The following is a 12,486-nucleotide window of genomic DNA, read 5'->3' on the forward strand; positions in this document are numbered from 1 at the left end:
CGCCTCCTCGCGGCTTTGAGGAACAAAAGCAAATATTTCGACCATCACTGTTCTTGCTATCAGCGATCGGGACCCGATGGGTCGTCGGCGTGGGCCGTTCCGGTGACGGCGATGTCATGAGCGCAGCGGGCCGTCCTTGCGGACGAACGCGCGACGCAGTGCGTGGTAGGGGGCGTCGGGGTCCTCGAACGTCCGCCGCATCCGGGTCAGCTCCCGCTCCCGGAAACCCGCCAGCGGCGCCACGCCCTGCCGGCGTTCGGCCTCCGCCTTCTTCGCGGCGATCCGTGCGCCGGCGCCCCGCAGCGACGCCAGCCGGGACGCCAGGGCGCCGACCCGCGCCGGGAAGTCCTGCGGAGCGCACTCGAGCACCCGATCCACGAGGCCCACGCGCCGGGCGCCCACGGCGCTCATCGGCAGCGCCTCACTCATGATCCGCTCGGCCGTGGCGGAGCCCACCCGGCGCGGCAGCGTGTACGTCCAGTACTCCGAGCCGTACAGACCCATCAGGCGGTAGTGCGGATTCAGTACGGCGCCCGAACGGCACCACACCTCGTCGGCCGCCAGCGCGAGCATCACGCCGCCGGCCGCCGCGTTGCCCGCCACGGCGGCGACCACCAGCCGGTCCGTCGTGGTGAGCACCGCCTCCACCAGGTCGTCGATGGCGTTGATGTTCGCCCAGGACTCGGCGGCGGGGTCGGCGGCGGCCTCGATGACGTTGAGGTGGATGCCGTTGGAGAAGAAGTCACGGGGACCGCCGAGCACGAGCACCGTGGTCGGCCGCTCGCAGACCTCCCGGTACGCGGCGAGCAGCCGGCGGCACTGCCCGGTGCTCATCGCGCCGCCCGGGAAGGAGAACGAGAGGAAGCCCGTCTCGCCGTCCTCCCGGTAACGGATGTCCGTCCAGGTGCCGTTGTGGGCTCGCGGGGACGACAGCGGGGGTGCGGGCAGCTCCGGCAGCGCGGGCAGCCGGTCGCCGAGGGCCTGCGTGGCGGGCAGCCTGAAGGTGCGCGGCCCGCCCGGTCGACGGCGGGGCCGCAGTTCGGGGATCCACACGGCGCCGTCCTTCGTCGCCCGGCACAGCGCCCCGGCCCTGGTGGCCAGCAGCTCGCCGGGGCGGCCGCGCAGCCCTCTCTCGGGGTGACCGCCGTGGAGATACCACTCCCCGCCGAGCAGCACGTCCAGCACCCCGGGCCGCGAGTCCGCGGCCCGCAGCTTGCGCAGGACGGTCTCCGTGCCGTCCGCACACCAGTCGATGCGCCGGACGCTCTGGTCCAGGTAGGGACGGGTGCGCGGCAGGACGACCATGGCGGCCGCGAGGCCGGGCAGGGCCTCGGCTGCGGTCGCGGCGGCGGCTTCTGCCGCCGACGCGGGGACGGCTTCGACCGCCGACGCGGGGACGGCTTCGACCGCCGACGCGGGGACGGCTTCGACCGCCGACGCGGGGGCGGCTTCGGCCTCGGACGCGCGGGCGACTCCGGCGTCGGACCCGGGGGCGGCTTCGGCCTCGGACGCGCGGGCGACTCCGGCGTCGGACCCGGGGGCGGCTTCGGCCTCGGACGCGCGGGCGACTCCGGCCGGGTCGGCTGCGTCGGGTGACCGCTGACGGAGCGGCACATGGGTTCCGCTCACGAAGCGGTCCACCGCGAGCAGGACGGCCGCGAGGGCGGCGTCGGCGATCTCGTTGCGGTACAGGTCGCTCTTGCCCACGGCGGGCAGCGGGCAGGAGACGGACGCCCACACGGGACCGGCGTCCAGCTCCTCCTCGGCCTGGAGGACGGTCACGCCCCATCGGTCGGCGCCCTCGTGGATCGCCCAGTCGAGCGAGGACGGGCCCCGGTCGCCGACGGGACCCGGATGCACGATCAGACAGGTGTACGCCGACCACACCTCCCGGGGGACGACCGTCTTCAGCATCGGCGCCAGGACGAGCTGCGGCGCGTGCCGCCGGACGGCTTCCGGCAGGGACCGGCCGGGCAGCGCGAGCTCCACCGCCACGGTGTGGCCGCGATCCCGCAGTTCGGCATGGACACGCTGCGTGAGGCTGTTGAACGCGCCGGCCACGAGCAGGATGTGCACGACTGCCTCCCGGAGGGCGAGGTGCGGACGAGAACGTCCCCGCCGACTGCGATGGTCGGGGTTGCCGAGCCGCTCCACCGCGGAGACAGGCGGTGAGGTCACCTGAAAGCACGCGCGAGCTTGACAGGGCCGCGTCGGGCGCCGGACGAGGGCCGGCCAGAACCGGAAGACCTGGTTCCGTGACATGCGTCACCCGGTCTCTCCGTATCAACCATGCCGGGTAGTAGATGCCACTCTGGCGACATATGAGATTTGTCCGTCTTGACCCAAGCGGGCATTCCGTCCGAAGCCATGAAGATCCACCCGCCCGGCGTACGCCCCCACCGTCCTGCCCTTGAGGCTTTCTGACGTGTCGACAGGCGCGCGAAGGGCGCCACGGACGCCCGGTCAGCACGCCCCCACCCTCGTGGCAAGAACCCCCAAAGCCTACGAAGCGACGTAGTAGCGAGGGGGTCCACGCGCCCTTTGCGCCCCATATGAGGACGTCCTAAGAATGTCGACCGGCAGGACGTCTCCGCGCTCGCAGAAGCGGAGTCCGCGCAGAGCCAGCCGCACGAGGGCGCTCCGCGACTACCGAGTGAGGTCACGCATGGCAAGGCATCGCAAGAGCAAGCAGTTCCGGCGGATAGTCATCGCCGCCGTCGCCGTGGCGGCCGTGGGCGTGCCGTCCGCCGCCATGGCCTGCGTCGACTGGCCGGGCAGCGGGGCCACCGGCTCCACCCCCACCGCGGCGCACACCCTGAGCGCGGACTGGCGGGACCAGTTCCTCTGGAACCGCGTCTGGGACGGCGAGAACGACACCCCCACCGCGACGGCGACGCCGAAGACCACCTCCGCGGCCGACGCCCCCTCCCACCGGGCGAAGACCAAGACCCACAAGCCCAAGGCGGCCGCGACACCCGGGCACGGCACCCGCACCCCGCACGTTCCGTGGACCGCGCCGCCCGCCCCCGCGCACACCCCGGCGGCCACGAGCACGCCCGAGTCGACGGCCGCCCCGGCGCCGGCGAACACCCCGAAGCCGACCGCGACGCCTTCGGCCACCGCCACGGCGACCACGGCCACCGCGCGCGTCGTCGAGCTCGTCAACGCCGAGCGCAGCAAGGTCGGCTGCTCGCCCCTGACCGTGAACGCGACCCTGACGAAGGCCGCCCAGGCGCACAGCGCCGACATGGCGGCGCACCAGAACATGTCGCACACCGGATCCGACGGGTCCGCCCCCGGCGACCGGATCACCGGGGCGGGTTACAGCTGGAGCGCCTACGGCGAGAACGTCGCCTACGGTTACGCGAGCCCCGAGCAGGTCATGGCCGGCTGGATGGCCAGCCCCGGCCACAAGGCCAACATCCTGAACTGCTCCTTCAAGGAGATCGGCGTCGGTCTCGCGCAGCCCGGCAGTTACTGGACGCAGGACTTCGGAACGGCCCGCTGAGACAGCGCGCCGCAGCGGTAGGCCCGACGACGCCCGCGCGCGGTCGCGCACGGGCGTGGTCGGGAGCCCGGCCGCGTGGTCGGGAGCCCGGCCGCCTCGTCGAGAGCCCGGCCCCTTCGTCGGAAACCGGCCGCCCCATCGGGAGCCCGGCCGCGTGGTCGGGCGCCCGGACCCTTCGTCGGAAACCGGCCGCCCGGCCGCGTCCTCGTGGCCTGCGCCCGCGGGGCAGCTCAGCCGAGGAGCCTGCGCTTCTGCTCCGCGAACTCGGCTTCGGTGAGAACGCCCTGGGCCTTGAGGTCACCGAGCTGCTTCAGCTGATCGATCTTGCTGCTCATGTCGTCCGTGAGCGGGGTCGTGGTCGCGGGCGGGGCAGCGGGCTGCGGAGCGGCCTGCACCTGGGCCTGCTGGTACTCCTGCTCGGCCCACCGGCCCTGCTGACGGCGTGAGACACGGTTCGACACGGCGGTGGCCGTGCCGGCCACCACGGCTGTGCGGGCTACCCCGCGGAGGAGACCTGGCACGGTGGTTCCCTTCTCGCAGGAGGCGCGGGACTGTCCGTCCGGCCTCCGACCTGCCTGACTGCCGGCCGGCACGCGGCTGCCCACGCGCTCGCCGGATTCCATTGGAGCACCGCGCGGGTACCCCCGCACCTCGGCCCGCCCGGCCGATCCGAGCCCGGCCGACTCCGGCACAGCCGGGCCCCCGGCCGACTCCGGCACGGCCGCCCCTCAAGCCGTGAGGAGTACGGCGATGTCCCCCGGCCGCGGGCTCGGGCCGCCGGTGCGGGTGACCGGGAGCAGCCTGCCGTCCTCGCGGACCAGGAACAGCAGCCGGGCCCCGGCCTCCAGGGGACCCTCGACCCGGCGGGTCACGACACGGGCGCCCCCGGCATGGCGGCGGGCCAGCTCGGGCGCGGTGAGTTCGGGAGCGAAGAGCACCCGCCCCTGGAGGGAGGGGGCTGCGATCACCCCCTGGTTCTCCACGGACGCCCCGAGCCGGTAGACGGTGCCCTCGACACTGCCCTCCAGGTTCATGGCCGCCAGTGCGTTGAAATCGTCCTCGCCGGTCAGGAGCAGGACCCCGGTGAGGCCCTCGGCCTCCGCACCGGCGCCGGTGGCCGCGGCCATGAACTCCCCCTCGGCGAGCTCGATCCCGGCGGCCCTGATGCTGTCGCGCTGCGCCTCGCGCGCCGCCCACATGACCACGTCGAGACCCACCGACCTCAGGGCCCGGCCCAGGTCGACCACCCAGGGATCGCCGCCCACGAGCAGCGGTCGCGAACGGGCCGGGCGCACCACGCCCAGCCGTCTCGCCACGGGCACCGCACTCAGCCCGTACAGGGTGACCGTGGCCACGATCACCACGAAGGTGGCCGGCAGGATCCGCGCCGCGCCGCCGACCCCCTTGTCGACCAGGGTGGCCGAGAACGTCGAGGCGGTGGCGGCGGCGACGATCCCGCGCGGCGCCATCCACCCGAGGAAGCAGCGTTCCCCGGCGGGCACGTCGGTCCCCAGCGTGGACAGGGCCGCCACCACGGGCCGGGTCACCAGGACCAGGACGGCCACGAGCCCGAGGGTCGGCAGCAGCACATGCCGCAGGGACTGCGGGGTGACGGTGGCCGAGATGGAGATGAACAGCAGGCCGATGACCAGGTTCACGAGGGTCTCGAAGAACGGCCTGCGGGCGGCCTCGTCCAGGCCGGGCAGGTTCGCCACCGCCAGGCCCATCAGGATGGCGGCGATGAGTCCGGTGTCGTCCCGCGCCAGGTCGCAGAGGGCCGCCACGCCGACCACCACGGCGAGTTGCACCGTCGTGCCCAGCACCTCGCCGAGCCGGAGCCTGCGCAGCGCCGTCACCACCAGGGCCGCTCCGGCCACGCCTCCCGCCACGCCGACCGCCGTGCTGATCAGGAACTGTCCGATCCCGCCCGCGACGCCGCGGTGTTCGCCCGCCACGACGGCGTGGAAGACCAGGGCACCCAGGACGCCGCCCACGGCGTCGATCAGCGTTCCCTCCCAGACGAGGATGCGCTGGAGCCGCTCGGTCGGCCGGACGAAGCCGAGCAGCGGGCCGACGACGGTCGGACCGGACACGACGATGATCGCCCCGAGCATCACCGCCGCGCTGTGTGACAGGCCGAGCAGCGGTACGGCCACCAGGGCCGTCGAGACACAGGTGACCAGCGCCCCGATCCAGATCAGCCGGACCACGACGCGGCGCGTGTGGCCGCGGAGCCTGCTCAGGTCGAGGCCGAGCCCGGCGTCGTAGAGGATCACCGCGACGGCGAGCGAGACCAGCGGGGAGAAGGCGTCGCCGAGCAGCGCCTGGGGGTTGACGCTGTCCGTCAGCGTGCCGGCCGTGAAGCCGACCGGCAGCAGGACGATGAGCGCGGGGACGCGCAGTACGTGCGCCACCACCTGGGAGCCCGTCGCCAGGACGACGATCAGCGCGAGGCCCAGGAGTACCTGGTCTTCCGTCACCGCGCTGGGGGCGCTAGGTCGTCGGCGACGGCTCGCCCGCGCCGGTCTCGTCCGCCAGGTCGAGGGCCTCCAGGACGGCCGGCACCGGGATGCGTCCGGAGGCGACCAGCTGCGCGCCGCCGCGGCGCAGGGCGGTGACGAAGGGCGCGGCCCAGAGGTTCTCGTAGACGATGATCCCGGCGGAGTTGCCCGGTTCCAGCGCGGCGCCCGCCTCCTGCACGTCGTCGTGGCCGAGGAGTCCGGAGGACGCCCCCTGGAAGACGGCCAGGTCCAGTGCCCCGTCGCCGGTGAAGTCGGTGATCTCCATACCGACCACCGTGCCGTCCTCTTCTTTTCCGATGAACATCAGATCGAGGATCCGGATGATGCCACGCTCCACCAGATCGACCAGCAGCGGGAAACCCTCACCGGTCATGTGGTTTCCGGGAAACTCCACGACCGCGTAATCGATCGGTCCCATCTCGACAAACTCATCGCCCACGATGTCACCTCTGGCTGGTCACGGCATTGTCCCTGAACCGGAGTCCATTGCATCACCGGACCGATGCGGCCGCATTTCGGTTCACACCGAGCGGGTTCGCGCGCGTGCGCCGAGCCGCCGCCAGATCGCGCGCTGGCATTTGAGCGTGCCGGTCCCGACCACGATCAGCACCACGATGTTGAGCAGGAGTTGCAGCAGTGATCCCCGGGCTTCGGACCATTCGGCGAACGCGCACGAGACCCCGATGTCGGCCGCCGCCGGAATGGTGGTCACCGAGATGAAGACGCCGAGCAGTGCTCGTGTGCGGGCCTCGGCCAGCGAGACGATGCCGGCGATCCCGGCCAGCACCGCGACCACGAGGGAGAAGAAGTTCGGCGAGTTGATGAGCCTCGAGACGGGCCTCAGCCCCAGGGCGAACGCCTTCGGCTGCAGGTCGAGACCTCGGACGAGGAGCGCGAAGAGAAAGGTCGTGACGATCACGGGCAGGAATCCCTCGAACAGGGCCCAGAGCCCCCGCCGGACCCCCCGCCGCGAGCGTTGGTCGATCGCGAGGGCGACGCTGGTGATGGCGCCGTACTCGGGGCTGACCACCATGGCCCCCACGATCAGGATCTGGGAGTTGGTGAAGATGCCCACCGCGCCGATGAGCCCGGCGATCACCAGGAAGAGGTAGAAACTCGGGGGATATCTCCCCTCGGCCCTGATGTGGGCCTCCACCTGTTCCCACACCGGCGCGCTCAGCCGCGCGCCGAACACCTCGGCACCCGCCTTCGCCGCGTGGTCGGAGAACACGGTGTCGACCGGGTCGAGGACGATCGAGCCGCGCCGCACGAGTCCGAGGTCGCGCAGGCCGCGCAGCACGTCGTTCGCGGCGCCCGTCAGGACGTCGCACTCGATGGCGTCGCCGTCGGGGCTGAATACGCTGTCCGGCTGGAGCACCAGGTTCACCACGCCGGGCTCGGCCCGCAGCAGGGTCATGGCGTGTTCCGTGAGGTCCGGAGGGCTCACCGCCCGTACGTGGATCATGTCCATGCGGACCTCCGTGTGACGCAGCGGCATGCGCCGGATCACGGCCCGGGCCGGGCGCCCCACCATTAACGCGGCGCGGCCGGGGGGCGGCAACTCGGCGTAGGCGTGCGGCACGCGGCGGGCCCGTGTGTACGACGTAGGCGTGCGGCACGCGGCGGGCCCGTGTGTACGACGTAGGCGTGCGGCACGCGGCCGGCCCGTGTGTACGACGTACGCGTGCGGCACGCGGCCGGCCCGTGTGTACGACGTACGCGTGCGGCACGCGGCGGGCCCGTGTGTACGACGTACCGTTCGGCGCCTGTCGGCCTCGGCGTCGGCTCAGGCGGTCAGCCCGTAGATGCTCCGGCCCACCAGCCACAGCCCCGCCAGCAGCGAGACCGCGACGATCGTCTGCTCCTTGTGACCCTCCAGCCATGCGCGCAGCTTCCCGAGCCGCTCGGCGGCCGCCTCGGGGGCGAAGGTCGCGTAGACCTCCATGGTCAGCAGGCTGGAGGTGGCCAGCAGGCAGTAGCCGAACAGTGCCGCGTACGAGGCCGCGTGGGAGAGGTCGGCCGCCACCACCGTGGCGGCACCCGCGGCCACGCATCCCCACGGCTGGAGGAGCAGGGCAAGGCCGGCGGCGCTCCACGGGTTGATCCGGTCGACCCGCGACGTGCTCCCGGACCGCTTCGGCCGGGTGCCCATCCTGCGGCGGGCGTGCTCCGCGTACCACACGAGGGCCAGGCCGATGGCGAGTTTGGCGGCCAGCGCGGCCTCGGACGGCGGCGACCGCGGGGGCGGCGGCTGACCGCCCGTCACGAGCAGCACCGCGGCGATGATCCCGACGAAGCAGGCCAGCCAGGCGAGCACGAAGGCCAGCCCGTTCCAGATCCCGGCAGGGGCCGACAGCACCAGCACGAACCCGGTGACCGGCAGCGGGTTCAAAGCGATCGCCAGACCGAGGATCAGCAGGTCAAGGAGCATCGCCGCCCCCTCGGGACCGCACGCGGCACCCGGTCGTGGAACCGCACATGCCCTCATCGTCGCCGTCCCCTCCCCCACCCACAACTCCGCGCCCGGCCGTGCGGCGGCCGTCCCGGTCGGCCCGGCTCGGCTCGCCGGGTACGAGGCCCGGGGCTACCGTGGTGTCCGGCCGAGACGTCCGCTTCTCCCGGCGGGTCCTGACACGCTCCGAGGACGTCGACACCGGGCATCTACGGGGCATCTACGGGGCATCGGCGCGGTCGATCCCCGCCGACCCTCCCAGCCCGCGCCGCGCGCGCCGGCGACCACACTCGGAGTGAGTGCCATGACCACCCCTCACCCGGCCGATGCGGGCACCCGGCACCGCACTCCGCAGGAACGTGCCGCGCTGGGCAGGACCGCACGGTCGTCCGTGCCCCGGTCCAGTCATGCCGAGTTCGCGCCCACCGCGCAGCGGCCGGATCCGGTGGCCGTCCTGGAGGCGCAGTCGGAGACCCGGGTGCCCGAACTCGTCCCGATCCGCTACGGCCGGATGACCGGGTCGCCGTTCCGCTTCTTCCGGGGGGCCGCCGCCGTCATGGCCGGGGACCTGGCGGGCACGCCCCGGTCGGGGTTCAGGGCGCAGCTGTGCGGCGACGCGCACCTGCTGAACTTCGGGCTGCTGGCCTCGCCGGAGCGCCGGCTGGTGTTCGACATCAACGACTTCGACGAGACCCTGCCGGGCCCCTGGGAGTGGGACGTCAAGCGGCTGTCGGCGAGTTTCGTCGTCGCGGGCCGGGCGAACGGCTTCAGCGCCCGGGAGCGGGCCGGCGTCGTACGGTCGACGGTCCGGTCCTACCGGGAGTGGATGCGGCGTTATGCCGGGATGGGCGATCTGCCCGTCTGGTACGCCCGGTTCGACGAGGAGTGGGTGCGGGACCGCTTCGTGTCGGAGGGCAGCGCGCGGACCCGGGCCCGCTGGGCGGAGTCGGTGGCGAAGGCGCGTACCCGTGACAGCCGCCAGGCCTTCGCCAAGCTCACCCGCGTCGTCGACGGCAGGCCCCGGATCGCCGCGGACCCTCCGCTGATCACCCCGCTCACGGAGCTCCTTCCGGATGTCGAACGCGGGGCGCTGGAGGAGCAGCTGCGCGAGCTGATCGAGCACTACGGCCGCAGCCTCCAGCCGGACCGGCGGTTCCTGCTGGAGCAGTACCGGTTCGGCGACGTGGCCCGCAAGGTGGTCGGGGTCGGCAGCGTGGGCACCCGGTGCTGGATCGTGCTGCTGCTCGGCCGCGACGACGACGATCCGCTCATCCTCCAGGCCAAGGAGGCGGCCCCTTCGGTGCTGGCGCCGTTCGCCGGGGTCGGCCGCCACGGCACGGAGGGCGAGCGGGTGGTCTCCGGCCAGCGGCTGATGCAGGCCACCAGCGACATCTTCCTCGGCTGGGAACGCGCCGACGGCATCGACGGCCGCCGACGCGACTTCTACGTACGGCAGTTGCGGGACTGGAAGGGCGCCGCGCAGCCGGAGTCGATGGTCCCGGCCGGGATGCGGGCCTTCGGCGAGTTGTGCGGGGCCACGCTGGCCCGCGCGCACGCGAGGTCGGGGGACCGGATCGCGATCGCCTCCTATCTGGGCGGGGGCGACGTCTTCGACCGTGCGCTGGTGCCCTTCGCCGAGCGCTACGCCGACCAGAACGAGCGGGACCACCAGGCGCTCCTGGACGCCGTACGCAGCGGACGGGTGACGGCCGGGACGGCGTGACGAGGAGACCGGCACGGACCGTTGTCCGCCCATCGCCGAGCACGGTCCCGTCGGTGATCTCCAGACCGCTGCCCCGGTGTCGTCCCAGGGGGTGATCGACTGGTTCGTGGCGCCGCGCTTCGACTCCCCGAGCATCTTCGCCGCCCTGCTCGACCACGGACGCGGCGGTCACTTGCCCTGGACGAGCGCGTCGACGGGCCCCGGCCGTGACCGTGGGGCACGGCGCAGGCGGACCCCGGGCGGGCCGGTCGGCGAGGGAGGGAGACCGGCCCGCCCGGGGGATCAGGCGGCCGTCACAGGCCCACGTCGCGGCGGCGGACGTCCTCCAGGGACTCCCGGCGGACGAGGAGGCGGGCCCGGCCGTCGCGCACGGCGACCACGGGCGGGCGGCCGACCAGGTTGTAGCCGGAGGCCATGGAGAGGTGGTAGGCGCCGGCCACGGGGACGGCGAGCAGGTCGCCGGGGCGTACGTCGGCGGGCAGGTCCGCGTCGGCGGCGAGGACGTCGCCGGCTTCGCAGTGCCGGCCCACCACGGTCACCCGGGCCGGGGCGGCGGTGCTGCGCCGGCCGATCAGCCGGGGGGCGTAGCGGACGCCGTACAGGGCGGGGCGCGGGTTGTCGCTCATCCCGCCGTCGACGGCGACGAAGACGTGCTCGCCGGTATGTTTGACGGACAGGACGCGGTAGAGGGCGATGCCCGCCGGTCCGGCGATGGCCCGTCCGGGTTCGATGATCAGGCGGGGGACGGGCAGTCCTGCCGTCGCGCAGGCTTCCTTGAGTTCGGCGCGTACCCGGCCGGCCAGCGTGGTGAGGTCCAGGGCCTGCTCGCCGGGGCGGTAGGCGATGCCGTGGCCGCCGCCGAGGTCGAGTTCGGACAGGACCAGGCCGTGCTGCTCGTGCAGCCGGCTCATCAGGCCGACCATGCGGCGCACGGCGACCAGGTACGGCTTGACCCCGGTGATCTGCGAGCCCAGGTGGCAGTGCAGGCCGGTGAGTTCGAGCTGGGGCTGGCCGAGGATGCGCGCGATGGCGTGCGCCGCGTAGCCGTCGGCGATGGACAGGCCGAACTTCTGGTCGTCGGTGCCGGTGCGGATCTTCTCGTGGCCGCCCGCGCTGATGCCGGGCACCACCCGGACCATCACCTTCTGGTGGCCGTGCGGGCCGACGGCGGCGGCCAGCCGGGCGATCTCGGAGGGGCTGTCGATGACGATGCGGCCGACGCCGAGGCGCAGGGCGGTCTCCAGGTCGCGTGGGGACTTGGCGTTGCCGTGCAGCACGATCCGCTCGGGCGGGAAGCCTGCGATGACGGCCAGTTCGAGTTCTCCGGCGGAGCAGACGTCGAGGCCGAGGCCCTCCTCGTCCATCCAGTGGGCCATCGCGCGGCACAGGAACGCCTTGGCGGCGTACAGGACTTCGGCGTCGGGGAAGGCGTCGCGGTAGGTGCGGCAGCGGTCGCGGACCTCGGCCTCGTCCAGGACGTAGACGGGTGTGCCGAAGCGGTCGGCGAGCTCGGCGAGCGGTACGCCGCCCACGGCGAGGTCGCCGTGCGGGCGTTCGCGGGTGGAGGCGGGCCACACGGACAGGCCGACCGCGGCGGTGACGGCGCCTGCCGTGGTGGTGGGTTCGTGAACCGTGCTCATGGTGGCTGCCCCTCTCAGGCGTTCCGCAGCGCGGACATCTCGTGCGTGACCGGCCCGGCCGGTGGGACGGGAAGCATCGGTGCGACCAGGGCGGGGGGCGTGACCCGTGCGGGCGCCGGGGCGGTGAACTGCGGGTCGACCGTGACGGCGGTGACGCCGAGGGGCGCGGTCAGCGCGCGCAGCGCGGACTCGGCGAGCCGGATCCATGCCTGGCCGGGGCCGAGCGTGGCGGTCAGCCGACGCTCGGAGGTGAAGCCGACGGCCGTACGGTCGCCGAGCGGGGTGCGGAAGAGCCGCGCCGCGCACCCGGAGCGTCCCGGCCGGACCGGTACGTACAGGGGTCCGGCCGGGAACCGATCGGCGGGCTCGGGGTCCTCGCCGTGGAGGAGTTGTGCCATGGGGTGCCTCCCGAAGGGCAGGAAGTGGGGGCTCGGACCTGTGGTTCCCCGGCCGCGGGGAGGCCGGCCGGGGTTCGTTGCCGACGTTATGCCCGTGACCCCTCACGGCCGGACCTGCCCTGACGGGACACTGACGAGGACCCGGGCGTCTTTGACGCGACGCTGACAGCGCCACCGGGGTGCGAGGCGAGGACCCCGCCCCGTGGACCCGGCCGACATCCGGCCCCTGGTACGTCACACGGG

10 protein-coding genes are annotated in these 12,486 nt (G+C 73.4%); 2 read left to right on the plus strand and 8 right to left on the minus strand.

Going from position 1 to position 12,486, the window contains the following annotated elements:
- Window positions 1–114 precede the first annotated feature (114 nt).
- On the minus strand, window positions 115–2,076 hold the full coding sequence (locus ACZ7OY_RS20860) for a hydrogenase maturation protein (protein WP_471912729.1): 1,962 nt from the start codon (window positions 2,074–2,076) through the stop codon (window positions 115–117).
- A 589-nt stretch (window positions 2,077–2,665) separates the two neighbouring features.
- Here ACZ7OY_RS20860 and ACZ7OY_RS20865 point away from each other — a divergent pair.
- Entirely contained in the window at window positions 2,666–3,508 is an 843-nt protein-coding gene (locus ACZ7OY_RS20865; protein ID WP_471912730.1) for a CAP domain-containing protein, read from the plus strand.
- A 230-nt stretch (window positions 3,509–3,738) separates the two neighbouring features.
- Here ACZ7OY_RS20865 and ACZ7OY_RS20870 read toward each other — a convergent pair whose 3' ends face one another.
- The 5 genes from ACZ7OY_RS20870 to ACZ7OY_RS20890 all read right to left on the minus strand — a co-directional run bounded on the left by ACZ7OY_RS20870 (window position 3,739) and on the right by ACZ7OY_RS20890 (window position 8,461).
- The gene (locus tag ACZ7OY_RS20870; protein ID WP_385529168.1) at window positions 3,739–4,029 is read right to left on the minus strand and encodes an SHOCT domain-containing protein; all 291 of its coding nucleotides are present in this window, start codon (window positions 4,027–4,029) and stop codon (window positions 3,739–3,741) included.
- Window positions 4,030–4,236: 207 nt separating this feature from the next.
- The gene (locus ACZ7OY_RS20875) at window positions 4,237–5,988 is read right to left on the minus strand and encodes a cation:proton antiporter (RefSeq protein WP_471912731.1); all 1,752 of its coding nucleotides are present in this window, start codon (window positions 5,986–5,988) and stop codon (window positions 4,237–4,239) included.
- A gap of 13 nt (window positions 5,989–6,001) precedes the next feature.
- Window positions 6,002–6,448 (minus strand): DUF6325 family protein, encoded by a 447-nt coding sequence (locus tag ACZ7OY_RS20880; protein ID WP_471912732.1) that lies wholly within the window; start codon window positions 6,446–6,448, stop codon window positions 6,002–6,004.
- Window positions 6,449–6,550: 102 nt separating this feature from the next.
- Complete coding sequence (locus ACZ7OY_RS20885; protein ID WP_471912808.1) at window positions 6,551–7,501, minus strand: DUF389 domain-containing protein; 951 nt, start codon at window positions 7,499–7,501, stop codon at window positions 6,551–6,553.
- Window positions 7,502–7,816: 315 nt separating this feature from the next.
- Window positions 7,817–8,461: a GAP family protein gene (locus tag ACZ7OY_RS20890; RefSeq protein WP_471912733.1), complete on the minus strand. Its 645-nt coding sequence runs from the start codon at window positions 8,459–8,461 to the stop codon at window positions 7,817–7,819.
- A gap of 325 nt (window positions 8,462–8,786) precedes the next feature.
- Here ACZ7OY_RS20890 and ACZ7OY_RS20895 point away from each other — a divergent pair, with 325 nt between their 5' ends.
- Complete coding sequence (locus ACZ7OY_RS20895; RefSeq protein ID WP_471912734.1) at window positions 8,787–10,205, plus strand: DUF2252 domain-containing protein; 1,419 nt, start codon at window positions 8,787–8,789, stop codon at window positions 10,203–10,205.
- Between the two features lie 293 nt (window positions 10,206–10,498).
- Here ACZ7OY_RS20895 and lysA read toward each other — a convergent pair whose 3' ends face one another.
- Complete coding sequence (gene lysA, locus ACZ7OY_RS20900; protein WP_471912735.1) at window positions 10,499–11,845, minus strand: diaminopimelate decarboxylase; 1,347 nt, start codon at window positions 11,843–11,845, stop codon at window positions 10,499–10,501.
- Between the two features lie 14 nt (window positions 11,846–11,859).
- Window positions 11,860–12,243: an SAV_915 family protein gene (locus ACZ7OY_RS20905; protein ID WP_471912736.1), complete on the minus strand. Its 384-nt coding sequence runs from the start codon at window positions 12,241–12,243 to the stop codon at window positions 11,860–11,862.
- Between the last annotated feature and the right edge of the window lie 243 nt (window positions 12,244–12,486).

The organism is Streptomyces sp. NPDC107559 (assembly GCF_055657365.1).